Origin of the sequence: Rhizobium sp. BK538, assembly GCF_014197575.1 — a bacterium.
Lineage (GTDB): Bacteria > Pseudomonadota > Alphaproteobacteria > Rhizobiales > Rhizobiaceae > Rhizobium.
Genome location: NZ_JACIFT010000001.1, coordinates 150,490 through 172,920, shown reverse-complemented (window position 1 = coordinate 172,920; position 22,431 = coordinate 150,490). Strand labels below are relative to the sequence as shown.

The following is a 22,431-nucleotide window of genomic DNA, read 5'->3' as shown; positions in this document are numbered from 1 at the left end:
GCGCCGGCATCACGCTGCCGGCGGCGGATGGAGCCTGGTGGCGAGAGCGAAGGTTTCCTGAAACGCGAGTGAATAGAAGCCTGCCGCTTTGCTCCCTATGAACACAAGGTTCCAGCTACGGTTGGAAACGGCACTCGGGATTGCCACGAAACGATACCCTTGAAGGAGGTCATCACCGAAAGCCTGCTGGCCGGCGCTTGGAATGCCCGGGCCCAGCCAATTGGGATTGGGTACGGTCGCGGGATCGACGACATGCACTTCAGCCTATCGATGATGACGGCTGCCGTGAGTACGTGGGAAACCGTGTCGAGCGCACGAAAGCCGTTATGAAAATCTCCCTCTGCGGTCTAAGGCCCGTGAAGAGGTGGCTGAGATTGCTGACGCGTTCGGGAACCATCCGACATAGGTGAGCGTTAAGTCGACGTACTCTTCCTATAACAATCCCTAGCCCCGCTTCGGTGGGGCTTCCTTTAGCCCTGCAAGCGGCGGACCTCTCGCGAGAAGCGCATTGCCGATATTTGTCGCGCTCAGATAAACATGGCTCGCCCACCCTTTACTATTCTCAGGAGCCACGTATGAAAATCGAGCCGCAGCAGCGCATCTATGTCTGCTTTTTCCTTTTTGCGGTATCGATGGGAGCAATGCTCTCGCGTCTACCCGATCTTCAAGACGCTTTGCAGATCGACAAATCCGAGCTTGGATTGACGCTGATTGGAGCTGCGATTGGCGCTCTCATATCACTGACCTTTTCATCTGCTGTTGTGGCACGCCTTGGCGCGCGCACGACGGCATTCCTCACCGTTCTTGGAACCTCTGGGCTGCTTGCTCTCGTGCCGTGGATGAGTGCAGCACCTTTCGTCTTTGGGCTTCTCCTCTTGGAAGGGCTTCTGGCGGGAGCGCTGGAAATCAATCTTAACGTCGAGATCGATCGCATCGAGGCGCAGCTTGGCCGTGGCGTCATGAATAGGGCTCATGGATTTTGGAGTCTTGGTTTTTTCGTGACCGCCCTGGTTTCCGCTATCGTCCGCCAGGCGGGGCTTTCGGTGCAGCTTCATCTCGCTCTGACATTCACGTTCGTACTCCTGACTGGAACGATGGTCATCGCGGGCATGCGTAACGCCCCGGCCCGTCCAACGCTCGAACACGCTGATGCAGGGCACATTGCGCTTCCGACGCTTGGGCTGCTTCCGCTGTGCGTCATCGGCATCGCAGCGTTTCTTGTCGAAGGTGCAGGGATTGATTGGTCGGCGATCTATATGCGCGACGTCTTTAGCGCGGAACCGTTTGTCGGAGGGCTGGGTCTCACGCTCTTCACGTTTTTCATGGCTCTAACACGGTTGTTCGCCGACCCGTTTGTCGATCGCTTCGGCTCGCGCACGGTAGCCCTTACTCTGCTTCTCATATCCGCGGCCGGGCTTTGCGCCGTTTGGCTCGCTCCGCACCAATATGCTGCCCTTGCGGGGTTCGCACTCATGGGTGGGGGGTGTAGTGCGGTCTATCCGCTCGCTGTCTCGGCGGCGGCACAACGCGCGGATCGAGCCGCTTATCTCAACGTCGCAGCACTCGGCCAAATGTCGTTCGTCGTGTTTTTCCTTGCTCCTCCACTCCTTGGCTTTGTGGCAGAGCACGCCGGCATCCGCACCTCCTATCTCGTGTGCCTGCCGGTGATCTTTTCTGCCGTGGGATGCATCCGATCCCTGCCTTTTTCCCGAAAGATGGTTGCCGCATAGAATGGTGGCGCTCATCCGAACGCCGACAGCCGGTGCTGCTTGCTCGAAATTTCAACCGGAGCAACGACCAATCACAGCGTGAGCGATCCCGGGGCATGGCGATCGGAGCACAAACGAAAAAGCCTGCCGCGGGAGGAGGTGCGGCAGGCTTTTTCTGAAATAACCGAACAGCAGCTGGGAGGAGGAGTGCTGCTGTTCCGCAAGCGACCTTGGGAGGAGGATAAGGACGCTTGCCATACAAAGCGCTGCGGGAGGAGGTGCATCGCTTCGATGAATAGACTTTTACACCTTTTCCGCCCAAATGACAGGCAGGTTTCTGCATGACTGCCATGCGCTATGCGTCTAGCGGTCGGCTCGACAGGCATTCCGAACCGGCCTCATGCCAAAGAAAAAGCGCCCGCCAGAAGACCGGCGGACGCTCGAACAATCGAAAAATTTTGGCGCTATGTTCGCCTTAACGGCCAATCGCTGCCCGGGCAACGCTGCGGATATCCGCGCGATCGATGCCGAGATCGAAAAGCTCTCTGGAGCTCATGCGGCCGAGTTCGGAGACCGTCTGACGGTACTTGCGCCAATTGTTGAAAGAGCGTGCTACATTCATGATAAATCCCCTTTCCTGGGCTTTCGAAGCACAGCTGCCAGTCCTTGGCGCTTCGTTTGCTTCGATGGCATCGATATAGGCTCATCGCTGACCGGAGAACAGCATCAAGAGCTCACGCCACCCATGCAACAGGCGCATAGCAGTCTGGTAACCTCGCGTCCCGCACGTGCGGCGGCTGGGTGACCTCCACGATGCGATCGCTAGGTCCGGTCGGACCAGCCTTGTCCCAGATAGCACCCAGCCGAGTACTCGATTTTGCGATAGCGTGGACCCTGTTTGTGGAACTCGGTGACCCGCACTCCGTCGTTGCTCTTTAGAGCAACATCGATGCTCCGCGATCAAGGTATGTGTCGAGGAATTGCTCGAGACGTGCGTTTCTCGGCCTCCTGAATACCTCTTGCGGAGGGCCGGTGAAGACGATCTTGCCATGGTCGAGAAATGCGATCTGCTGCCCGACGGTGGCCGCAAAGCCGATTTCGTGCGAGACGACGACCATCGTCATCCCTTCGGCGGCGAGATCGCGCATGACATTGAGCACTTCGCCGGTCAGTTCCGGGTCGAGGGAGGACGTCGGCTCGTCGAAAAGCATGATCTTCGGCTTGAGGGCAAGAGCACGGGCAATGGCGACGCGCTGTTGTTGCCCACCAGAAAGCTGCGATGGGTAGTGCCCTGCGCGGCTTTCGAGGCCAACTTTCACAAGTTGAGCCATGGCCCGCTCTTCGGCATCCTTGCGATTCATCTTGTGAACGGTCTTCAGCGCCTCGCTGACATTTCCAAGCGCTGTCATGTGCGGCCAGAGGTTGAACTGCTGAAACACCATGCCGATCTGCGCACGGATCGCACGGTTTGCGGCTGGCGCAATACGCTCCCGCATGCCCTGTGCATTTTCGGTGAAGCCGAGGACCTCGCCGTTGATCGTGATCGTTCCGGAGGTCGCTTCCTCGAGAAAGGCCATGCAACGAAGAAGCGTGCTCTTGCCCGAGCCTGATGGTCCGATCAGGCAGGAGACCTGTCCCTGCGGGATCTCGAGATCGATGTTCTGGAGAACGGTGGTATCTCCAAACTTCTTGACGAGGTTTTTAACTGCGATTGCAGGGAGGCTCATGCGTTGAAAAACCTGAATCTGTTGAGTTTCGTTTCTACGAGCCGGCCAAGCCGACCGGTGATCTCTACAAGTACCCAGTAGAAGAGTGCGAGCACTGAGAGGGCTTCGACGAAGGCATATTGCTGGGCGCCGATGGCGCTCAGCGTCGCGGTCAGCTCGGGAACGGTGATAATCGAAAGGACAGCCGTCTCCTTCATCAGGAGAACCGCCATGTTGAGCGACGGAGGCAGCACGAGCATCGTCATTTCAGGCAGCAGGATGCGTCGGATGATTTGCCCCTGCGTCAGGCCCACGCACTCGCCCGCCTCGATGTGGCCCTTGGGCACGGCCATGAAGCCGGATCGGAAAATTTCACTGTAATAGGCCGCACCATAGATCGAGATGCCGATCAAACCGGCTGGCAACGGATCGAGCGAAAGGCCGACGAATGGACCACCGTAGTAGACGAGAAAGATCTGGATGAGGAATGGCGTACCGCGCAGCACTGCGACGATAAGGCCAAGCGCCTTGTCGAGCAGCACGCCACCGAAGCGGCGGCCGACAGCGACGAAAAACCCCAGAATGGCGGCGGCGATCGTCCCGACGACCCAGATCAAGACCGTGACGCCGGCGCCACTTATGATCGCCGGCAGCTGGTCAAGGATGACGTTGATGTCAAAGGTCATCGCGGCACTCCCGGAAGAGAACGCTCGATCAGGTCGCCGGCAAGCGCCACGATCCAGTTGATGACGAGATAGATGAGACCCGCAGCCGCAAATATCTGTAGCGGCAGGAAGGTGCTGCCTGCGAGGTCCTGTGCCATCCGCGTCAATTCGATGACGCCGACGACGGAAACCAGCGACGATGCCTTGAGGATGAGGATCGCCTCGTTGACCAGCGCCGGGAAGGTCAGCCTCAGTGCGATTGGCGCCTTGATACGCCGGAAGATCTGACCCGGCGTCAATCCCACCATTTCGGCGGACTCCACGAGACCGATCGGGACGCTTGCAAATCCGCCGCGCATATTCTCCGCCTGATAAGCCGCCGTGCAAAGCGAAAGGCCGATGATCGCAGCAACGATGCTCGGCACGTTCAGGCCGATCGCGGGCAACATGTTGTAGATCAGGAGCAACTGCACGAGCAGAGGCACGCCGCGGAAGAAACTGATAAAAATTTGTGCGGGAATGACGAAGGGCGCCTTCTTCGACAACAGCATGCCGGACAGAAGGATTGCGATCGCAAAGCCGATCAGAATGGAAACGACGCTTAACAGCACCGTATAGATCGACGCGTAAAGAAGCAATTCAAAGAGCTTGATGGACATGTCCGGCTTTTGCCCGCCTGGCTGTCATGGAGGCACAATGGCGTCTTTGATTGCGCCCCTAGGCCGGGGCGCATTCAACGATCGGCCCGCTATTAGAACGCAGGGTCCTTGACGGCGTCGGGCGTGTCGAAGGTCGCGCCGAACCACTTCTTCTGCAGCTCGGCCATGCGGCCGTCAGCCTTGATCTTCAGCAGGGCTGCATCGATGGCGTCCATCAGCGCAGCATGATCGGCATCCTTCAGGCCGATGAAACCGAAGTAGGACTTCTTGCCGAACGGCGGCAGGACGACTTCAAACGTTCCCTCGCGCTGCTTGGCAACGAAGGCGATATTTGGCAGTGAGTTGGCAACACCGGCAATACGGCCGGCCGCGAGATCCGCATAGGATTCGGTGAAGGCCGGGTATTCGCGGATATCTACCTTGGAAGGCAGCGTTGCCGAGAATTCCTTCAGCTGATCGAGTTGCGAAGTGGCTTTGCCGACACCGATCGTCTTGCCGGCAATGTCGTCGGGCTTGCTGATGGTCGCGTCGCCCGCCTTCTTCAGGATCGCGATGGTGGCTTCGGCAATCGGCGGCGTGAAGCGATAGCGCTCCAAACGCTTCTTGGTGATGGTCGCGGGTCCGGCAACCACGTCGAACTTGCCAGCTTCAAGTGCCGGGAACACGCCGTCCCAAGGAAGCGCCACCCATTCGATCTTGACGCCGAGTTCCTTGCCGATTTCCGCAAAAAGATCAACGTTCAAACCAGCATGCTCGCCGGCATCGATAAAATCAAAGGGAGCAAAGGCGGTTTCCGTGCCGACCTTGAGCGTGCCGGCTGCCTTGACGGCCGCAAGCGTATCGGCAGCATGCGCCGACAGGGTCGCTCCCACAAGAAATGCGGCGCCGACGAGGCCCTTAAGCAGTGAACGTGCGATCATGATTGTCATTTCTCCAGTTTCCGCACCCACCAGGATGCGTTCGAGTTCCCGAGTTCAGTCCCGTGTGCGGACTTCTGCGATCCGCTTTTGACTATACAAATAGATATACGCTAGCCTAAGGTGTCAACGTCAAAGTCGACAAACGCAATTTTTGTGCCGAACGGCCGCTTGGAGGCGCGAGTTTCGCGTTTGCATCGTTTTGCTGCGAGAGTGATGAGGTCGCGTCTTGGAGCCAATTTATCTCAGGATATTCACGGATATCGAGGCAAAGATCCTCAGCGGAGAATGGCGCCCGGGTGATCGCGTTCCAAGAGAACATGACCTCGTCAATGACTACGGCTGTTCGCGTATGACCGTGAGCAAGGCCCTGACGGCGCTTGTCGACCGTGGTCTTGTCGTACGGAAGCGGAAAACCGGGTCATTCGTCGCCTCGCCGCAGATCGACCGCACCGTCATGGACATCCAGGATATCGGCACCGAGGCGACCTTGGCGGGCTATGAGCATCGCCATCAGATTTTGACGCGAAGGATCGAGACCCTAGACCCTGTCGAGGCTGCCCGGTTGGACAGCACCTCGGGAGCCGAAATCCTTCGGATCCAGTGTCTGCATATCGTCGATGGTAGGCCCACGGCAATAGAGCGACGCATCATTTTGCTGGATACGGTGCCGCTTGCCAGAAACGAGAGCTTTGCGGGCGCGCCTCCTGCGAAATGGCTCCTTTCGCAAGTGCCGTGGTCGAAGGCCAAGCATGTGATACGGGCAGTCTCGGCCGATGCCGCGACGGCGCGCATTCTTGAGATTGACCGTGGCGAGCCCTGCCTCACCCTCATTCGTCAGACCTGGCAGAATGATCGCATGGTAACCTATGTCGAGATCACGCATCCTGGCGATCGCTTCCAGTTTGCAGGCATTTTTCATCCGGCCGAAAAGCGTGCGTCACGTCGACAGCCATAGTGAGGAACGCTTTGAGCGAAGAACAGATATTCCGGGGAATACCCCTCAAAGGGCTGCAGGCATTCGAAGCTGTCGGCCGCTGCGGCAGCGTGATGGCCGCTGCAGCGGAGCTGGACGTATCTCCCGGTGCCATCAGCCAGCAGTTACGCAAGGTCGAGAGTTTTCTGGGCATCACGCTTGTGGAACGGAGCGGCCGGACTGTCGAGCTGACGCAATGGGGTCGGCTTTACCACCGCGAGATATCGAAGGGCTTTGAGCAATTTGCGCTCGCCCAGCAGGTGCTGGAGCGTGCACGCAACGAAAATGCGCTCGTTCTCAGCGCACTGTCGTCCGTTGTCAACAAATGGATCGGCAGGCGCATTTTCGACTGGCAAGCGCTCCATCCCGATGCGCATGTGCGGGTGACCGGTCGCGACAAGGAGCCTCGAATGGGGTTTGATGAAGTCGATTTCCGCGTCAGTTACGGATCCGACGTCTTGCAGCATGACCACTACGCCGAACTGTTTCGCGATTGGGTCGTTCCGGCCTGCTCGCCGGCCCTAATTGAAGGCAGGAGACCGGCCGCCGCCGATCTGCTGTCCTATCCGCTGCTGCATGTCGAATGGGAGCGACATTTCACGCCCTACCCGAGTTGGGCGGAATTTGCCGCGAAAATCGGGGCGGACGTCAAAGGCCCACCCTCGGGTGTGTCGTTTACCCTATCGAGTAGCGCTATCGACGCGGCCGTCAACAAGCGAGGCATCGTGCTTGCGCAGATGTCGATGATCGCAGACGAACTGGAAGCGCAGACATTGGTCATTCCCGTCGATATCAGAATGCCGCTGCGCGAGAGCTATTTCCTTGCCTGGGATCGCTCCGCGCTGCAAAAACCCTACGGCTCGGAGTTTCGCGACTGGCTCATTGCCATCTCTCGACGACAGGCGCAGATCTCGGCGCCTCTCACTCTTTAGAAAAACTAAATCGGAAGTCAGTGCTGCGATATTGATGAAAAAAGTCGCGTGACGCTACCTTGGGCGCTCACAGATCAAAGCCTGCGGGAGAATGTCATGGCGCGTACCGACAAGATGAAACTGGGCACCTTCGTCTATACGTTCGGCTTTCATCCGGCCTCCTGGCTGCATCCGGCAAGCAATGTCCACGGCGCCAACGATTTCAGTCATCTCCTCGACGTTGCCAAACGGTCGGAGGCGGCAAAGTTCGACTTCATGTTCATGGCCGACTCTCCGGCTGCCGCCGTCGGCGACCCCGACGCTCTTGCCCGCATTCCGACCAAGATGAACCGCTTTGAACCGCTGTCGTTGCTATCAGCCCTGTCAGTGACAACGAAAGATCTCGGGCTCGTGGCCACTGTTTCAACCAGCTACTACGAGCCCTACAATGTCGCGCGCCTCTTTGCTTCTATCGACCATTTGAGCGGCGGCCGCGCCTGCTGGAATGTCGTGACGTCGGACCACGACGAGACGGGCTACAATTTCAATCGCGAGGGGCTGGACCCGCACGCGCTGCGCTACGAGCGCGGCAACGAGTTCGTGGACGTCGTTTTTGGTCTGTGGGACAGCTTCGAAGAGGGTGCGTTGCTCCTCGACCGCGAAAGCGGTGTCTACTACGACAAAACCAAGCACCACACGCTCAACCATAAGGGTAAACACTTCCAGGTGCGCGGGCCGCTCAACATCGCGCGATCACCGCAAGGCCGGCCCGTCATCGCGCAGGCCGGCGGCTCCGAACCCGGTATGGATATGGCAGCGCGCACGGCCGAGATCGTTTTCAGCCTCGCCTCGAACATCGATCGAAATCGCGCATTCTATGAAAACGTCAAAGGACGCATGCCCGCCTACGGTCGCAATCCCTGCGACCTCAAGATCATGCCGGGTGTTGTGCTGAACGTCGGCGAAACGGAAGCCGAGGCGCAGGCCAAGGTCAATTACCTCATCGACAAGATGCATCCGGACGTCGGTCGCCTGATGCTTTCCGAGTTTCTGGAAGCCGATTTGCGCGGCGTCCCATTGGACAAACCGTTTCCGATGGACCTTCTGCCGACGCAACCCAAGGGGTCGCGCGCGCTGTTCGAAGAGCTTACCGATTTCGTCAAGAGCGGGCGCCCCGTCGGCGAGTTGGTGCGGCACTATGCGGAGAAGCATACGGGCAACGGCATCACCGGCACGCCGGCACAGATTGCCGACTTCATGGAAGAGTGGTTCGAGACCCGCGCGGCGGATGGTTTCATTCTGATGTTCCCGACACTGCCCTCGAGCCTTGATGATTTTGTGAAGCTCGTCCTGCCTGAATTGCGCCGTCGTGGGCTCTTCCGCCAGGAATATGAAGGCAAGACGCTGCGGGAAAACCTCGGCCTTTCAATGCCGGCCAACCGTTTTGCGAAGGCACAGGTCACGAGCTAACAAGGGAGAGAGCAGATGGAAAAGGTGGCAACCAAGCCTATCGTCGATCAATCTGCGTTCAAGCTGTCGATGCGCCACCTGGCCGGTGCCGTGAGCGTGGTCACCGTTGGTGAATGCGAAGAACGGACAGGCTTTACCGCGACCTCGGTTTCTTCCCTTTCCGCAGATCAGCCGTCGGTGATCGTCGGCCTCAATCGCGGATCGTCCTCCTGGCCCGTGGTTGAACGGTATCGCCGCTTCTGCGTCAATGTACTTACCGCCGACCAACAGCATATCGCGCAATCCTTTGCGGGGTTCTGCGGCCGGCGCGGCGTCGAACGCTATCAAAACGCGCAATGGTATAGCCTTTCGACTGGAACACCAGCCTTGAAAGATGCGCTGACGGTTCTCGACTGCGAGCTCGAAACGGTGCTCAATCACCATTCGCACGCGATCCTTATCGGCCGCGTTTGCGCGATCGAAACGCGCGAGGATGTCGAACCCCTGCTCTACTGGCGCGGCGGCTACCGACGGCTGTCGGAAGAGGCGGTCATCCACCCCTGACCGCCGGCAGTGCGCCTATCCGCGACCTGTTTGGCGATGACGCATAGAAGTTCGAACATCATGGTGGCGCCAGCAAGCGCCGTCATGCCGGCCAGATCAAATGGTGGGGAGACTTCAACGACGTCGGCACCCACGATCTGTATTCCGGCAAGCAGCCTGATCATCTGCTGGGCCTCGCGGGTCGTGAAGCCGCCCGCCTCTGGCGTTCCCGTTCCCGGCGCCATGGATGGATCGATACTATCGATATCAAAGGTAACGTAGGCTGGCAGTTCACCAGCGATTTCTCGCGCCTCGCGCATCACGTCGTCAGCCCCACGGCTGACGAATTCTTCCATGTAGATGATCCGGATGCCCTGCTGCTTCGCCCAGTCATGTTCGCCCGGATCGTAGATCGAACCGCGAATTCCGATCTGAACCATCCGCTTCGGGTCCAGCAGTCCCTCCTCGATCGCTCGACGAAACGGCGTCCCGTGGGTGTACGGGTTGTTTCCGAAATAGCGATCATTGGTATCGGAGTGCGCGTCGAAATGGATCAGTCCAACCGGCCGGTTTTTCGCCACCGCGCGCAGCACGGGGAGCGTGGTCAGATGGTCACCGCCCACCGACAGGGGAATGGCGCCGACGGCGACAATCTCATTCATCCCCTCTTCGATGCGTTTGAGGCCGTCCATAAGGTCGATGGGGTTGACGGAGAGATCGCCGACATCGGCGACATTCGCGATACTGAACGGTTCGGTCCCTGAGACATGGTGTACGCGCCGCATGAGGCTCGACTGATTGCGAACCTCCCGTGGCCCGTGCCGGGCGCCCGCCCTGTTCGTTGTGCCGCCGTCCCAGGGAATACCGACAAGGGCAATATCAAGCCCGGCAGCCGTCTGCACGGCGGGTAGGCGCATGAAGGTAGAATGCCCGGCGAAGCGTGGAACTTCAGCAGCATCAACCGGTTGAAAGAAAGGTCCACTCATCGTTCTGTCCTGTGTCCGCAATGGCTGTCGCGCAATCTGCGATGCTCATGTCGCGCGCGCAAGCCCATGCCTGAAGAGAAGGGGGATGTTCGCGTTCTTTGAAACATTGCCTATGGCATCAGACAAATCGCGGGAATGCCCACCAATTTCATACCCATCGCCCGCCGCTTGCGGGCCAGCGGTCAGCGGCGAGTGCCGAGCACCCCGCACGAAACCGAAATTGGGATGGTGAGCCGGCGTAGTCGGGGCGTGCAGACAGCATATTCAACGAGGGCTCGCTCAAGTGGCTCTTTATCATTGTGACCAAGTATCGACTGCCGCCGGCGTAGTCAGGACTGTCCTCGAATATGAGGGTCCACGCGATCTGCTTGACGTCGCAAGGCAAGCTCGAGCTGTCGATCGTTCTTTGGAAATCGACAATCTGACGGCGCCCCAATGCGTAGAGGCGCTGATCACATCGACGCGGCAGGATACTGTTCACCAGTAGCCTTGCCAATCCGGAAGGCTATAACGTCGCGGCGAAACTGCTTATCGAACGTTTCCGGCACGGGATGACCTCTGCCGACGACCTATCCAGGGAACTGGAAAGGCATTTTGGCAAGGTGATTTCGGCAGTATCTCCGCCAAGTTTCGAGCGGACGCGCGCCTCTATTCAGGGCCGCCCCCTCCGGTAGAAACTTCGGGGAATTACGGGACTACTTGGCCTTTTGATACGGCAGGCTAATAGCGTGGAACAATGTGTCACGGCTGGGGTTTACAGAGTGGATCGCCAGGTGAGAATTTTCTCCTCAAATGTCGAGCGCTGGCCAAAGTGCGATCCACCATTTGCCCGTCGCTCGTAAGCCGAATCGGAGATCTTGTGTCGACCCCGGACTGGCTCGTCTTAGTCGTCGAGCGCCATCAAGCCTTCCACGTCATTGGATCTGCAGAGGAAGCCCTTGACATGCTTTTTGCCAATTGGCCGACCGCGAGTGGCGCCGCCTTCGTCCTTGCGATGGAGGCCTGTGCTGGGACAGCCACCGGCACAGTGACCCAGGACGAAGCCGAACTATCTTTCCTGGCGGCGGCCCTTGATGCAAACGTCGCATTCAGGTTTGCCTAAGTACTTCGGCGGCCCGTGACGGGCGCCGTTGCCTGATCTCAAACAGCCGCGCGAAAGTTCATCACAGCTCGATAACGCGACAACTCCCTGCCGATTGTTACATGCCAAAGACGTGATCCTGAACGTGGAGAAGCAATATACCTCCCAGATAGCGGTCATCCAGGCACGCGAAGCGACTTTGCGATTTGGTTCTTTATTTGTTCTGGTGCCTATGGCAGCCTACGGCAAGCTTGGCTGTGGAGGGATACAGGCATCATGAAAGACAAACGAACTGAATTTCGATTGCTGCATGAAGAACCGGGCGCCTTCATCATTCCCAATCCGTGGGACGTTGGAGCAGCCAAACTACTTGCAGCCTTGGGCTTTCGAGCTTTGGCAACAACGAGCGCCGGCATGGCGTTTTTGCGTTGCTGAAGGACAAGCGTCTCGGGAGGAGACCTTGAACCATTGCCGTTCTCTGGTGTCGGCGACACCCCTTCCGGTTTCCGCCGACCTCGAAAAGGGATTTGGCTCGGGCTTCATGCAGGGATGTGGTCGGCCTCGCTGGACCTCAGGCTTCCGGCCCACGGCGAGAACCTGCTTTGCGCGGCATTTCATCACAGCGGCTTTCGACGATGATGCTGACGCGCTCATCGTTGAAACCGTTGCTATTGCCGCTTCGCAGCAGCGAGCGTCGCGACAGTTCGACCTGGCTGCAGTTCTGCTCCCCATGTCTTGCCGAGAAAGCGCAGCCGTACTTTCGGCGGCGATGGCGGTTGGCAACCCAGGTTGCATGCGCGACGCATCGTTGCGGATTGCGGGATCGGTGCCCATCCTGCCACAGCCGCATTGAGGCTTTCGACCAGACCGAACTCGTTCCACAGCACGATTGCGTCCGCCCGCTAGCGGACTATATAGTCACGATAGTCACAATAGTCAGGAGATGTAAATGCAGCTATCACCGCACGACGAGAGAAGCTGGACCGTTGCCAACGCGAAGGCGAAACTCTCAGAAGTCATTGACCGCGCGCAAACCACGCCGCAGACGATCACCCGAAACGGCAAGCCTAGCGTCGTTGTCGTCTCTGCTGAAGAATGGCAGCGGAAGACCGCACGCAAGGGCACGCTCGCTGAGTTTCTGATGGAGTCGCCACTACGCGGTGCCGATCTCGACCTCGACCGTCAACGCGACCAACCACGTGATCTGCCGCTGTGAGACTGCTGCTCGACACCAATGTCCTGTCAGAAGTGACAAAGCCGCGTCCCGAGGGCCGCGTTCTCGAATGGTTGGATGGCCTTGACGAGGACCGCACCTTTATCAACGTCGTGTCGATTGCGGAAATTCGTCGCGGTGTTGCCCTCATGGACAACGGACGAAAGCGCGATGCACTGGTCGAGTGGCTCGCCCGGGATCTGCCACAACGTTTCGAACGCCGTGTCATTCCAGTGGACGAACGTGTGGCTCTGGCCTGGGGTGATTTGATGGGCGACGCAAAGCGGAGCGGCCGAGGCATGTCATCGATGGATGGCTTGATCGCGGCCACCGCGATTGCCCACGACCTCGCTCTCGCGACACGCAACACCAAGGATTTCGAGGGCTTCGGTATCGAACTCATCGATCCATGGGTCGAGTGAGGTGCCGGGTCGTCCGAGCACTTGCTATAGCGTGCTCGTGCGTATTGCCTTCCGTCTTGCGAACAACGTCGGCCCCCGGAACCAAGACTATTTCGCGGCTCAACGGCTGGCCTATGCACTCCCCTGCCGACGCCCTCACTGACGCCAACGCACGGCTCGGGGCCGGTGTGGGTCGCTAATCCTTCACCGAAATGGCCTTGCACTCGCAAAAGTCGGTCGCAAATCTCTGACTTTCGCCAGAGACTTTTGCGACAGAAACTCCTCGTTGTTTTTCAGCGCCGCCGACCAAACGACATCATCCTGTAAAGCGGCTGTCAAAGGCAAGCGAGTGGCGTAAAAGGCAGGCAGAGCGGCGCCAACGATGCCGACTGACAAACCGAGAAGCCCCGGTGTCAGGAGTACGCCCTCGTTTATAGTGAGTTCGAAGGATATGCTGGCGTTGTTTGCACCGATGGTGCTGGCCTGCCATCCGTTGAATACGAACCACGACACCACGAGGCCGAAGATCACTCCGACCGCCGCCAGCGCCACCGCCTCTGCCCCACATGGCAATGAAGGCTGACAGGCGGCTGAAACCCAGGGCGCGCACCGTAGCGATCTCGACCGCCCGGTCAGAAACCGAACTCATCATCGTATTGAGCGCGCCTGCAGTCGCGCCGAGTGCCATCAGCAACGCCACCGGCCATCCAAACATACGAATGAGATTTGATCAGGCAGCATCGGGACGGTGGAGTGTCTTCAATTCCATAAAATCCTCCAGTCCGAACATTCCGCCTTCTCGCCCGTTGCCCGATTGCTTGTAGCCGCCAAACGGGCTTCCATAGCGATGCGGGGCCCCGTTGATGTGGACCATTCCGGCGCGCAGTCTTGTCGCTACGCGCTCGGCGCGAGCAGGGTCACCGCTCTGAACATAAGCAGCCAGTCCATAGCTGGTATCGTTGGCGATCGTGATTGCCTCGTCTTCCGTGTCGAATTGCATGATGGCCAGCACTGGCCCGAATACCTCCTCACGAGCGACCCGCATGTCATTGTTGACATCGGCGAAGATGGTTGGCTTGACGAAGTAGCCTGTCTCAAAGCCTTCGGGCTTGCCGGCTCCGCCGACGAGAACGCGTGCACCCTCGGCAATGCCCGCCTTGATCAGTGCCTGCACGCGACCGAATTGGACATCGCTGACAAGCGGGCCGATGTGGCCACCTTCTTCTTCGGGATTGCCGACCTTGGCTTCGCGGCCGACACGCTCGGCAATCTCGACGACCTTGTCGTAGACCGATCTCTGAACGAGGAGGCGGGTCGGCGCATCGCAGGATTGGCCGGAATTGTTGAAGCATTCAAGGACGCTTCCCGTGATGCGGTCCTCGAGATCGGCGTCCTCGAAGACAATGTTGGGAGACTTGCCGCCAAGCTCCAAGGTTACGCGTTTGACTGTGTCTGCCGCGTCCTTGCTGACGGCGATGCCGGCGCGTGTCGAGCCGGTGAAGGACATCATATCGACGTCCCTGTGCCTCGAAAGCGCGGCGCCGACATTGACGCCGTCGCCGTTCACGAGGTTGAAGGTGCCAGCCGGGAAACCGGCCTCATGGATCATTTCTGCGTAGAGCATGGCATTGAGCGGTGTAAACTCCGAAGGCTTCAGCACACAGGTCGAGCCTGTCGCAAGTGCCGGAACCACCTTCAGTGCAATCTGGTTGATTGGCCAGTTCCAGGGGGTGATCAGCCCACAGACGCCGATCGGCTCGCGCAGCAGCACGTCGCCGTTCGGCAGCGTGTCGCGAATCTTCAGGCGCTTCAGGGCATCGATGAAACCCTGCAGGTGACCGACGCCGACGTCGGCTTGCTGTTCGCGGCTCATGGTGATCGGCGCGCCGAGCTCGAGTGTGATCGTCTGCGCCATCTCCTCGTAGCGGCGCTTGTAGATCTCAAGCAGCCTTTCGAGCAGCGCCAGGCGTTCCTCGACGCTTGTGCGGCTGTAGGTCGCAAACGCCTTCTTCGCAGCCGCTACCGCACGGTCGATATCGGCGGCCGTACCCATCGAAATCGCCGCAACCGGCTTTTCGGTAGCCGGATTGATGACTTCGAGATCATTCGCCGCCAGCGGCGCTACCCACTCACCATTGATGTAGAATTTGCGCTTGTCGAGCATATGGTCACTCCCGTCAGATCTTCTTCCGTTTTTCGTTCAGCCAATCCGTGATCAACTGGCGGTATCGCTCGCCGCTGAAGCTTGGAAAATGTCCGCCATGCACGACGCGGGCCGGCATGGTCAAAAGCCGCTCCATCGAGGCGAGATAATCGGCAGCGTTGGAATGGTAGCTGTCCTCGATCAGCGGCCCGTCATAAAGTATATCGCCGGAAAGAAGCGTTTCCGTCTGCGCTTCCCAAAGAGCGATACCGCCCGGCGAGTGGCCGGGCGTATGGATGACCTCGAAGGACCGGTCGCCGAGATCGATTATGTCCCCGTCCTCCAGGATGCGCGTCGCCGGCGCTTTCTTCACACTGTAGCATTTCGAGCAGTAGGGTTCCGGCGGCAGCGCGTCGAAGATGCTGTCGGTGACGTAGGGGTCGGCTAGGGTGTTTGCCCGCGTCGGATCGGCGAGCAGGTCGGCCTCTGCTGAGTGGACCGCCCGGCACTCGAACTCGTGATGGCAGCCGATATGGTCGAAATGGGTGTGGCTAGCGACCGCGATCAGATCGCGCTCGGTGACGAGAGGCACCCATTCGCGCAGCGACACGACGCCCATACCGCTGTCAACAAGCATATCGCGATCGCGCCCGCGCACGTGCCAGATGTTGCATCGGTAGAATTCCTGGATGAAGGGCTCAGAAATAAGGGTGACATCGTCCGCCAGCCGTTTCACTTCGTACCATTTGTCCGGGGCGACACGTTCCATGGTCTCAGCCTATGCCTGTTTCGACGGCAAGGCTACGATATCGCTGACATTGACAGCGAGCGTGACCGCTTGACCTGCTATCACCGCCGCCGATTGCGGCATGTGCGCGACGATGCTCGTTTCGGGAGCGCCGGCGGGCGTCAGATGGCAGCGATAATGCGTTCCGAAGAAGGCGCTGCCGGCAACCGTGGCCTGGCCCAGCGCAGTGACAGGGCCACCCCCCTCGCCGGCCCGGCGGAAATGTTCTGGCCTGATGCAAAGTGTCGCCGCCTGCCCGACGGACGGCAAGCCTGCCGGGAAGCAGGCTTTCGGCAATGCGACCTTCCCCAGCGTCGTCTCGACGATTGCTTGGGTGCTGTCAACATCTGTGAGCGTGCCGGGAACGAAGTTCACCTCACCCATGAAGCCGGCTGCAAACAGTGAGCGGGGATGCATGTAGATTTCGGACGGTGGGCCAAAGTCTTCGATTTTCCCTTGATTCATCACCACGATCCGGTCGGCGATTGCCATTGCCTCTTCCTGATCGTGGGTGACGTGAACGAAGGTTGTGCCGACGCGTTTCTGGATTGCTTTCAACTCGTCCTGCATCTGTCGGCGAAGCTTGAGATCCAGCGCGCCGAGCGGTTCGTCGAGCAGCAGCACGTCGGGATCGACAGCCAGGGCCCGGGCGAGCGCCACGCGCTGGCGCTGACCACCCGATAGCTCGTGCGGCTTCTTGTCGGCGGAGGACCTGAGGCCCACAAGGTCAAGGAATCCCTTCGCGCGCTCCTCGCGCTCCGCCTTGCCGACACCGCGCATTCTGAGGCCGAATCCGACATTGTCTTTGAGCTTCATATGCGGGAAAAGCGCGTAGTCTTGAAACATCGTCGTCGTCGGACGCTTTGCCGGTGGCACGTTGGTCATCTCCTTGCCGCCGATCGCAATCCGCCCTTTGGTCGGCGACAGGAAGCCTCCGAGGATGGACAGGAGCGTGGTCTTGCCGCAGCCGGAGGGCCCGAGCAGGACGATGAATTCACCCGCATTGATGTCGAGGGAAACGTCGTCCAGCGCGGTAAAGCTGCCGAAGGTCTTCGTCGCGTTCTCGATTGAAACTGGCGCGGTCATGATTTCTTTGTCCTTCCAAAAAGGAACAGTTCCAACACGATCAGCAAAGTGACTGAAACGAGAAACACCAGTGATCCGATGGCATTGGTCTTGGGATTGAGACCGGAGCGAAGCAGGCTCCAGATCTCGACAGGCAGCGTCACGTCGAAGCGCGAGAGCAAGAAAGCGATGATGAACTCATCCCAGCTGAACGTCATCGACAGGAAGAAAGAGGCGAGCAGCGACGGCAGCAGCATTGGCGCGGTCACGAGAGCCATGACCTTGATGTCGCTGGCGCCGAGATCGCGTGCTGCGCGCTCGATGTTGATATGGTGGTCGCCCATCGACGAATAGATGATCGCAAAGCAGAGCGGCAGATTGATCACCACGTGACCGATGCCCACGGTCCAGAGCGAAAGACCGATGCCCAGCACGTTGAGGACGGTCAGTAACCCAAGCGCGATGATAAGGTAGCTGACCGTCATCGGCGCGATGAGCAGTCCGCGTTGCCAAGCCGAGCCTGGCAGCTTGAAGCGCGCGAGCGCATAGGCCGCCAGAAATCCGAGAAGGCAGGCAACGAGAGACGATAACGTTGCCACCAGGAAGGAGTGCAGCAGCGCGGACATCAGCTTGCGATCGGCGAAGACGGCTTCATACCATTGCAGGGAAAACCCATTGAACGGCGGCACTGGCAGGCGTCCATCCTGGAAGGAAAACAGCACCAGCACAATAACCGGCAGGAAGATGAAGCCGAAGATCACGACGGCGTAGACGCTGGTGGCGATGTTTGTGAGCCTATCGCGCGTCATTACGTCCTCTCGATTTTCAGCCAACGCGCGCAGGCGACGTAGGCGGCGGTAACCGCGAGCATGAGGATGATCGAAAGCGCTGCGGCCATCGGGAAATCCGCGCGTCGGCCGAGCTGCAGCATGATGATCTGCGGCAGGACAAGCTCATTGTTGCCTCCGAGAATCTGCGGCGTGACATAGTCACCGATGCAGAGCACGAAGGTGAGGAACGCACCTGTCATGATCCCCGGCATGGTCAGCGGCAGAATGACATGCCAGAAGGTCTGAAAAGCGTTCGCTCCGAGGTCGGCTGCCGCGCGGCGATAGTTCGGCGAGAGCTGCACAAGATTGGCATAAATCGTCAGGGTGAGAAGCATGACGAAGAAATGGACGAAGCCGATCACCGTTGCCGTGCGGTTGCTGGCGAGCTCAAGCGGCTCGCTGATGACGCCCAAATTCATCAGGGTCTGATTGATTACGCCATTGCGCGACAGCACAAGCAGCCAGGAATAGGATCGAACGACGTAGGAGGTCCAGAACGGCAGGATCGCAAGAATCAACACCGTTCGTTGATATTTTTGCGACACCTGCCCGGCGATGATCCAGGCCAGAGGATAGGCAAGCAGGATCGAGAGAACCGTGACGATGGCGGTAATTTCCAACGAATTCGTCAGCCCGCGGAACAGCGCGTCCTTCTCGAAGAAGGCGATGTAGTTGCCAAAGTTCCAGACGCGGACGATCGATCCGCCCTGCTGCGCCCACAGGCTCATGGCCGCCATGAAGAGAAAAGGGGCGACGAAGAAGACGATCGTCCAGACAAGGGCTGGAGCCACAAAACCCCAGCCTTTGCGGCGTTCGGCATCTTCAAGAGGAAAAGCAGCCACGGACAAGCCTCCGAATGCCCCCTCCCGACAATAAGGGAGAGGGATGTGATGATGGCATGACGGATGACACGAAGCCGTCAGTTCTGCAGCATCTCGGTCCAGGCGTCCTGCATCTTCGCATCCAGTTCCGCGCTTGGGATCGGATAAAGTTGCGTGCGCTTGAGATAGTCAGCCTGCTCGTTCCAGCGCAAAGCGGTCTTCTGTTCGCCGGTCAGATGCTCGCCGGCCTTGGCGTTCGCCGGCATCGCCCAGTAGCACGAAGACGTCGCAAGCCGCGCCTGCCCTTCGGGGCTGACGATGTATTGCACGAACTTCAAAGCAAGATCCTTTTTCGTGGAATCCTTCATGACGCCGATCGATTGCGCCCAGCGCAGCGCGCCCTGTTCCGGAATGGTCCAGTCGAGGTTCGGCTTGTCCTTCACCAGTCCAGCCGTCAGCCATTCCCCGCCGCCGAAGACAATATCGACCTCACCTGTCGCAAGCGCCGTCTGCGACGAGACAACGTCGCTGACCTGCTTCGCGTTGGCCTTGAGAGCGAACAGTTTGTCCTTGATCGCCGGCAGATCGGCATCCGTCAGGCTTGCCGTCGCTTTGCCGAGATCAATCCCGGTCAAACCGATCATCGGCAGATAGTAGTCATAGACGGCGATCCGGCCCTTGTATTTCTCCGACCAGAGTTTCGACATGTCCTTCATGTCGGCCGGATCGACCTTCGTCTTGTCGTAGGAAACGGTATTGTACCCGAACTTCTCGGTGACGGCGTAGGTCTTGTCGTCGCGTGTATTGTTGGCCTCCATACGCACTTCCGGGAAGATATCCGCGTTCGGGAGCGCATCGGCCGGCATCTCCGCAAGGATGTCCTTGTCGACAGCGCGCTGCACGTCGACGCCATCGATAACGAGCACGTCCCAATCTCCCGGACGCGACTGATCGATGATGGAAAGCCCGGCACCGGTGCCCTCGTATTCCTTCAAGTTGACCTTGACGTTGTTCGCCTTCTCGAAAGGTTCAATCAATGCCGGATCGGTGTGGTCGCACCAGACAAGCGCGTTCAACTCTTCCTGCGCCAGGACTGGCGCAGAGGTAAGTGCAGCAGTCGCGGCGGCAAGCGCCAATGTCGCGGCGGAGGTCCAAAATCTGCGCGCAGATATGCCTTCAATAAAGTCAGTCATGATGTTGCCCTCTGGTCGGTGACGCTCGTTCCGGCGTCTTCATGAAAAAAGATTGAATGAGTTCATTTTTTAAGTCAATATGATTTTTGAGGGCATTCATTATTTGAGAGAGTGGACATGACGGGACTGCGCGCCAAGCAGAAAGCCGATCGCAATCGTCGCATATTGGAGGCGGCGGCGAGCCTGTTTCGCGAGGTTGGCTATGACAGTGCTCGGATCGAGGACATAGCGGAGCGCGCGGAGGTATCGGTCGGCACGTTCTACAACTACTATGAAAACAAGGGAGACATTCTCGTCGCCACGGTGTCCATGGAAGTTGAAGAGGTCCTGGAATCGGGCAAGGCAATCGTCGAAAATCCACCGCCAACGACATTGGAAGCACTACAGGTGCTTATCGATCAATATTTCGATCACTCGCTGGTCTATCTGAGCAAGGAGATGTGGCGCACCGCCATGGCGACGTCCATCCAACAGCCAGAAAGCCCGTTCAGTCGCCGATACACCGAACTCGACGGGCGTCTCTGCGATCAGGTTTCGATGCTGGTCCAGAAACTGCAGCTTCGCGGTGCCGTGATGCCGGGGATCGACGCGGTGGCAGTGAGCCAGATGGTCTTTAACAATCTCAACATGATGTTCCTTGAGTTCGTCAAAGATGAAGCGATGACACTTGAGACACTCAAGGAGCGTGTGGCGCGGCAGAACAGGCCGCTTGCCGTTTTGATCAGCAGCCCAAAAATTCAATAGCAGGAAACATAAGGGATGGACCATCAGCAATATGCCGTGCTTGCGGCGGCAGACCGCCTCGTCGAGGCCTTTGGCAGGCACGATCGCGACAGCTATTTCTCGGCATTCGCGCCCAATGCCACCTTCATATTTCACAATCTTGACCGCCGGCTCGCCACGCGCGCCGAGTACGAGGCCGAATGGGCCCTCTGGGAGACGCGCGACGGCTTTCGCGTCAGCGCTTGCCGTTCGAGCGACAGAGATATTCAGATCGCCGGCCCCATCGCCATATTCACCCACTCCGTCGAGACCGACCTAAGCTTCAACGGCGAACCCTCGACGAGCATCGAGCGCGAGACCATCGTTTTCGAGAAGCAGCCAACCGGTGAGTGGCTGGCCATTCACGAGCACCTCTCGCCACGGTCTTGAGAGCAGCCGATCGGGTGCCGCCCCTTCACGAGAGGGGCTGCACCTGGCAGTGATATTGTTGAGCAATTTGGGATGAAGGACAGGACGATGGCTGAGTTGAAGAAGCATCTAGAGGATCTGCGGAAGAAGTTTGGAGACGGCGCGGAGTTCTTCGACCCGCGCTTCCGGCGCGTGGCCGAAAAGATCTTCAAGGGCGGCACCCGTGCCGCGCCCTATTCCGGCATTTCGACCTTCGCAGGCTTGCCCTACAAGGAGGTCAATTTCGCCACTCCCGATTTCGGCGACCTGCAAGTTGCGGCAGTCGGCATCCCGATGGATCTCGGCGTCAGCAATCGGCCGGGCTCGCGATTTGGACCGAGGGCCGTGCGCAGCATCGAGCGGATCGGCCCCTACAATCACGCCCTTGACTGTGCTCCTGCTTACGATCTCAGGGCAGCCGATATCGGTGATATTCCGTTTGGCAGTCGCTACCGGCTGGAGCAATGCCATGACAATATCGAGGCGGCGATCCGAAAGATCGCAGAGGCCGGTGTCATTCCGCTCTCCGTCGGCGGCGACCACTCTATAACCCATCCAATCCTCAAGTCGGTCGGCGCCAAGGAACCCGTCGGTCTGATCCATATCGACGCCCATTGTGATACCGGTGGTCCCTTCGACCAGACCAAATTCCATCACGGCGGTCCGATGCGCAACGCTGTGCTCGACGGCGTTCTCGATCCGACCCGTACGATCCAGATCGGAATTAGAGGTCCTTCCGAATATCTCTGGGAGTTCTCCTACGAATCCGGGATGACGGTCATCCATGCCGAGGAAATCAACGGGATGGGCATCCCCGCGATCATCGAGAAAGCGCGGCAGATCGTCGGCGATGGCCCCACCTACCTGTCCTTCGATATTGACAGTCTCGATCCGGCCTTTGCGCCCGGCACCGGTACGCCCGAGATCGGTGGCCTGACCACCCGTGAGGCGCTGGAACTCTTGCGCGGTCTGAAGGGTCTCAACTTCGTCGGCGGCGATGTCGTCGAGGTCGCCCCGCAGTATGACAGCACCACCAACACCGCGCAGGCGGGCGCTCAGGTGCTGTTCGAGATCCTGAGCCTTCTGGTCTACAGCCCGGCAGTGACGGGCCATAAGTAGGCGCTATCGTTGAGCCACTGGCAGCTTTGTCCGAGCGTTGACTATTTTCACGCCTCTGAGCCGGCGCGCATCACGCCGCTTCTTGCG

Annotated in this window: 24 protein-coding genes and 4 pseudogenes; 14 read left to right on the top strand and 14 right to left on the bottom strand. The window is 58.9% G+C overall.

The annotated features are described in order from the left end of the window. Positions 1 to 9: 9 nt before the first annotated feature. Positions 10 to 329: pseudogene (locus tag FHX09_RS29540) on the bottom strand (RES domain-containing protein); the annotation flags it as partial. A 246-nt stretch (positions 330 to 575) separates the two neighbouring features. Between FHX09_RS29540 and FHX09_RS00855 the strand changes: the two are divergent. Beyond that, positions 576 to 1,730 carry an MFS transporter gene (locus FHX09_RS00855; protein ID WP_184449038.1) on the top strand — a complete coding sequence of 385 codons (1,155 nt, stop codon included), beginning with the start codon at positions 576 to 578 and terminating at the stop codon, positions 1,728 to 1,730. Between the two features lie 454 nt (positions 1,731 to 2,184). Here FHX09_RS00855 and FHX09_RS00850 read toward each other — a convergent pair whose 3' ends face one another. From FHX09_RS00850 to FHX09_RS00830, 5 genes are all read right to left on the bottom strand, one after another. Continuing rightward, positions 2,185 to 2,331 (bottom strand): DUF1127 domain-containing protein, encoded by a 147-nt coding sequence (locus FHX09_RS00850; RefSeq protein ID WP_007801566.1) that lies wholly within the window; start codon positions 2,329 to 2,331, stop codon positions 2,185 to 2,187. A 313-nt stretch (positions 2,332 to 2,644) separates the two neighbouring features. After that, positions 2,645 to 3,436, bottom strand: coding sequence for an amino acid ABC transporter ATP-binding protein (locus FHX09_RS00845; protein ID WP_007801564.1), 792 nt, complete (start codon positions 3,434 to 3,436; stop codon positions 2,645 to 2,647). Beyond that, positions 3,433 to 4,101: an amino acid ABC transporter permease gene (locus FHX09_RS00840; RefSeq protein WP_007801562.1), complete on the bottom strand. Its 669-nt coding sequence runs from the start codon at positions 4,099 to 4,101 to the stop codon at positions 3,433 to 3,435. Before FHX09_RS00840 ends, FHX09_RS00845 begins: the two co-directional genes overlap by 4 nt. Further along, positions 4,098 to 4,739 (bottom strand): amino acid ABC transporter permease, encoded by a 642-nt coding sequence (locus tag FHX09_RS00835; protein ID WP_132588060.1) that lies wholly within the window; start codon positions 4,737 to 4,739, stop codon positions 4,098 to 4,100. The genes FHX09_RS00840 and FHX09_RS00835 overlap by 4 nt, the downstream gene beginning before the upstream one ends. A gap of 92 nt (positions 4,740 to 4,831) precedes the next feature. Next, on the bottom strand, positions 4,832 to 5,659 hold the full coding sequence (locus FHX09_RS00830; RefSeq protein WP_132588061.1) for a transporter substrate-binding domain-containing protein: 828 nt from the start codon (positions 5,657 to 5,659) through the stop codon (positions 4,832 to 4,834). Positions 5,660 to 5,885: 226 nt separating this feature from the next. On the opposite strand from FHX09_RS00830, the gene FHX09_RS00825 reads away from it, so the two are divergent. The 4 genes from FHX09_RS00825 (at position 5,886) to FHX09_RS00810 (ending at position 9,556) form a co-directional block, all read left to right on the top strand. After that, positions 5,886 to 6,614: a UTRA domain-containing protein gene (locus FHX09_RS00825; RefSeq protein WP_132588062.1), complete on the top strand. Its 729-nt coding sequence runs from the start codon at positions 5,886 to 5,888 to the stop codon at positions 6,612 to 6,614. 11 nt (positions 6,615 to 6,625) lie between these two features. Continuing rightward, positions 6,626 to 7,564, top strand: coding sequence for a LysR family transcriptional regulator (locus FHX09_RS00820; protein ID WP_184449036.1), 939 nt, complete (start codon positions 6,626 to 6,628; stop codon positions 7,562 to 7,564). A gap of 96 nt (positions 7,565 to 7,660) precedes the next feature. Further along, the gene (locus FHX09_RS00815; RefSeq protein ID WP_183718741.1) at positions 7,661 to 9,013 is read left to right on the top strand and encodes an LLM class flavin-dependent oxidoreductase; all 1,353 of its coding nucleotides are present in this window, start codon (positions 7,661 to 7,663) and stop codon (positions 9,011 to 9,013) included. Between the two features lie 15 nt (positions 9,014 to 9,028). Then, a complete protein-coding gene (locus FHX09_RS00810; protein ID WP_184449034.1) occupies positions 9,029 to 9,556 on the top strand; it encodes a flavin reductase family protein in 528 nt (175 codons plus the stop codon). Here FHX09_RS00810 and speB (FHX09_RS00805) read toward each other — a convergent pair. Further along, positions 9,517 to 10,521, bottom strand: coding sequence for an agmatinase (gene speB / locus FHX09_RS00805; protein ID WP_132588066.1), 1,005 nt, complete (start codon positions 10,519 to 10,521; stop codon positions 9,517 to 9,519). The genes FHX09_RS00810 and speB (FHX09_RS00805) overlap by 40 nt on opposite strands. Positions 10,522 to 11,257: 736 nt before the next feature. Here speB (FHX09_RS00805) and FHX09_RS30260 point away from each other — a divergent pair. The 6 genes and pseudogenes from FHX09_RS30260 to FHX09_RS00775 all read left to right on the top strand — a co-directional run bounded on the left by FHX09_RS30260 (position 11,258) and on the right by FHX09_RS00775 (position 13,237). Continuing rightward, positions 11,258 to 11,623 (top strand): DUF982 domain-containing protein, encoded by a 366-nt coding sequence (locus FHX09_RS30260; protein ID WP_281412114.1) that lies wholly within the window; start codon positions 11,258 to 11,260, stop codon positions 11,621 to 11,623. A 28-nt stretch (positions 11,624 to 11,651) separates the two neighbouring features. Then, positions 11,652 to 11,882: a hypothetical protein gene (locus FHX09_RS00795; protein WP_132588069.1), complete on the top strand. Its 231-nt coding sequence runs from the start codon at positions 11,652 to 11,654 to the stop codon at positions 11,880 to 11,882. Continuing rightward, a pseudogene (locus FHX09_RS00790) lies at positions 11,879 to 12,134 on the top strand (isocitrate lyase/phosphoenolpyruvate mutase family protein); the annotation flags it as partial. The gene FHX09_RS00795 and the pseudogene FHX09_RS00790, both read left to right, overlap by 4 nt. A gap of 103 nt (positions 12,135 to 12,237) precedes the next feature. After that, positions 12,238 to 12,360, top strand: a pseudogene (locus FHX09_RS29530) (hypothetical protein); the annotation flags it as partial. 191 nt (positions 12,361 to 12,551) lie between these two features. Beyond that, positions 12,552 to 12,818: a type II toxin-antitoxin system Phd/YefM family antitoxin gene (locus tag FHX09_RS00780; RefSeq protein WP_183718787.1), complete on the top strand. Its 267-nt coding sequence runs from the start codon at positions 12,552 to 12,554 to the stop codon at positions 12,816 to 12,818. Further along, positions 12,815 to 13,237, top strand: coding sequence for a type II toxin-antitoxin system VapC family toxin (locus FHX09_RS00775; RefSeq protein WP_132588070.1), 423 nt, complete (start codon positions 12,815 to 12,817; stop codon positions 13,235 to 13,237). Before FHX09_RS00780 ends, FHX09_RS00775 begins: the two co-directional genes overlap by 4 nt. A gap of 300 nt (positions 13,238 to 13,537) precedes the next feature. On the opposite strand, the pseudogene FHX09_RS29525 reads toward FHX09_RS00775, so the two are convergent. The 7 genes and pseudogenes from FHX09_RS29525 to FHX09_RS00740 all read right to left on the bottom strand — a co-directional run. Continuing rightward, positions 13,538 to 13,943 (bottom strand): annotated as a pseudogene (locus FHX09_RS29525) (ABC transporter permease); the annotation flags it as partial. Positions 13,944 to 13,946: 3 nt separating this feature from the next. Continuing rightward, positions 13,947 to 15,380, bottom strand: coding sequence for an aldehyde dehydrogenase family protein (locus FHX09_RS00765; protein ID WP_184449029.1), 1,434 nt, complete (start codon positions 15,378 to 15,380; stop codon positions 13,947 to 13,949). Between the two features lie 13 nt (positions 15,381 to 15,393). Further along, the gene (locus FHX09_RS00760) at positions 15,394 to 16,128 is read right to left on the bottom strand and encodes an MBL fold metallo-hydrolase (protein ID WP_132588072.1); all 735 of its coding nucleotides are present in this window, start codon (positions 16,126 to 16,128) and stop codon (positions 15,394 to 15,396) included. Between the two features lie 9 nt (positions 16,129 to 16,137). Then, a complete protein-coding gene (locus tag FHX09_RS30395) occupies positions 16,138 to 17,232 on the bottom strand; it encodes an ABC transporter ATP-binding protein (protein ID WP_184449027.1) in 1,095 nt (364 codons plus the stop codon). Further along, complete coding sequence (locus FHX09_RS00750) at positions 17,229 to 18,020, bottom strand: ABC transporter permease (RefSeq protein ID WP_184449025.1); 792 nt, start codon at positions 18,018 to 18,020, stop codon at positions 17,229 to 17,231. The genes FHX09_RS30395 and FHX09_RS00750 overlap by 4 nt, the downstream gene beginning before the upstream one ends. Further along, positions 18,020 to 18,883 (bottom strand): ABC transporter permease, encoded by an 864-nt coding sequence (locus FHX09_RS00745; protein WP_184449024.1) that lies wholly within the window; start codon positions 18,881 to 18,883, stop codon positions 18,020 to 18,022. The genes FHX09_RS00750 and FHX09_RS00745 overlap by 1 nt, the downstream gene beginning before the upstream one ends. A 77-nt stretch (positions 18,884 to 18,960) precedes the next feature. Then, a complete protein-coding gene (locus FHX09_RS00740) occupies positions 18,961 to 20,055 on the bottom strand; it encodes a spermidine/putrescine ABC transporter substrate-binding protein (RefSeq protein ID WP_184449022.1) in 1,095 nt (364 codons plus the stop codon). A 117-nt stretch (positions 20,056 to 20,172) separates the two neighbouring features. Between FHX09_RS00740 and FHX09_RS00735 the strand changes: the two genes are divergently transcribed. The 3 genes from FHX09_RS00735 to speB (FHX09_RS00725) all read left to right on the top strand — a co-directional run bounded on the left by FHX09_RS00735 (position 20,173) and on the right by speB (FHX09_RS00725) (position 22,344). After that, on the top strand, positions 20,173 to 20,799 hold the full coding sequence (locus tag FHX09_RS00735) for a TetR/AcrR family transcriptional regulator (RefSeq protein ID WP_184449020.1): 627 nt from the start codon (positions 20,173 to 20,175) through the stop codon (positions 20,797 to 20,799). Between the two features lie 15 nt (positions 20,800 to 20,814). Beyond that, the gene (locus FHX09_RS00730) at positions 20,815 to 21,207 is read left to right on the top strand and encodes a nuclear transport factor 2 family protein (RefSeq protein WP_132588076.1); all 393 of its coding nucleotides are present in this window, start codon (positions 20,815 to 20,817) and stop codon (positions 21,205 to 21,207) included. 87 nt (positions 21,208 to 21,294) lie between these two features. Next, complete coding sequence (gene speB / locus FHX09_RS00725; protein WP_132588077.1) at positions 21,295 to 22,344, top strand: agmatinase; 1,050 nt, start codon at positions 21,295 to 21,297, stop codon at positions 22,342 to 22,344. The last annotated feature ends 87 nt before the right edge of the window (positions 22,345 to 22,431 follow it).

Coding starts and splice junctions, on each gene's coding strand:
- FHX09_RS00760 (WP_132588072.1), bottom strand. CDS start 16,128: ATGGAACGTGTCGCCCCGGACAAATGGTACGAAGTGAAACGGCTGGCG.
- FHX09_RS00835 (WP_132588060.1), bottom strand. CDS start 4,739: ATGTCCATCAAGCTCTTTGAATTGCTTCTTTACGCGTCGATCTATACG.
- FHX09_RS00735 (WP_184449020.1), top strand. CDS start 20,173: ATGACGGGACTGCGCGCCAAGCAGAAAGCCGATCGCAATCGTCGCATA.
- FHX09_RS00780 (WP_183718787.1), top strand. CDS start 12,552: ATGCAGCTATCACCGCACGACGAGAGAAGCTGGACCGTTGCCAACGCG.
- FHX09_RS00765 (WP_184449029.1), bottom strand. CDS start 15,380: ATGCTCGACAAGCGCAAATTCTACATCAATGGTGAGTGGGTAGCGCCG.
- FHX09_RS00845 (WP_007801564.1), bottom strand. CDS start 3,436: ATGAGCCTCCCTGCAATCGCAGTTAAAAACCTCGTCAAGAAGTTTGGA.
- FHX09_RS00740 (WP_184449022.1), bottom strand. CDS start 20,055: ATGACTGACTTTATTGAAGGCATATCTGCGCGCAGATTTTGGACCTCC.
- FHX09_RS00750 (WP_184449025.1), bottom strand. CDS start 18,020: ATGACGCGCGATAGGCTCACAAACATCGCCACCAGCGTCTACGCCGTC.
- speB (WP_132588077.1), top strand. CDS start 21,295: ATGGCTGAGTTGAAGAAGCATCTAGAGGATCTGCGGAAGAAGTTTGGA.
- FHX09_RS30395 (WP_184449027.1), bottom strand. CDS start 17,232: ATGACCGCGCCAGTTTCAATCGAGAACGCGACGAAGACCTTCGGCAGC.
- FHX09_RS30260 (WP_281412114.1), top strand. CDS start 11,258: ATGTGTCACGGCTGGGGTTTACAGAGTGGATCGCCAGGTGAGAATTTT.
- FHX09_RS00830 (WP_132588061.1), bottom strand. CDS start 5,659: ATGATCGCACGTTCACTGCTTAAGGGCCTCGTCGGCGCCGCATTTCTT.
- FHX09_RS00840 (WP_007801562.1), bottom strand. CDS start 4,101: ATGACCTTTGACATCAACGTCATCCTTGACCAGCTGCCGGCGATCATA.
- FHX09_RS00730 (WP_132588076.1), top strand. CDS start 20,815: ATGGACCATCAGCAATATGCCGTGCTTGCGGCGGCAGACCGCCTCGTC.
- FHX09_RS00810 (WP_184449034.1), top strand. CDS start 9,029: ATGGAAAAGGTGGCAACCAAGCCTATCGTCGATCAATCTGCGTTCAAG.
- FHX09_RS00850 (WP_007801566.1), bottom strand. CDS start 2,331: ATGAATGTAGCACGCTCTTTCAACAATTGGCGCAAGTACCGTCAGACG.
- FHX09_RS00855 (WP_184449038.1), top strand. CDS start 576: ATGAAAATCGAGCCGCAGCAGCGCATCTATGTCTGCTTTTTCCTTTTT.
- FHX09_RS00815 (WP_183718741.1), top strand. CDS start 7,661: ATGGCGCGTACCGACAAGATGAAACTGGGCACCTTCGTCTATACGTTC.
- speB (WP_132588066.1), bottom strand. CDS start 10,521: ATGAGTGGACCTTTCTTTCAACCGGTTGATGCTGCTGAAGTTCCACGC.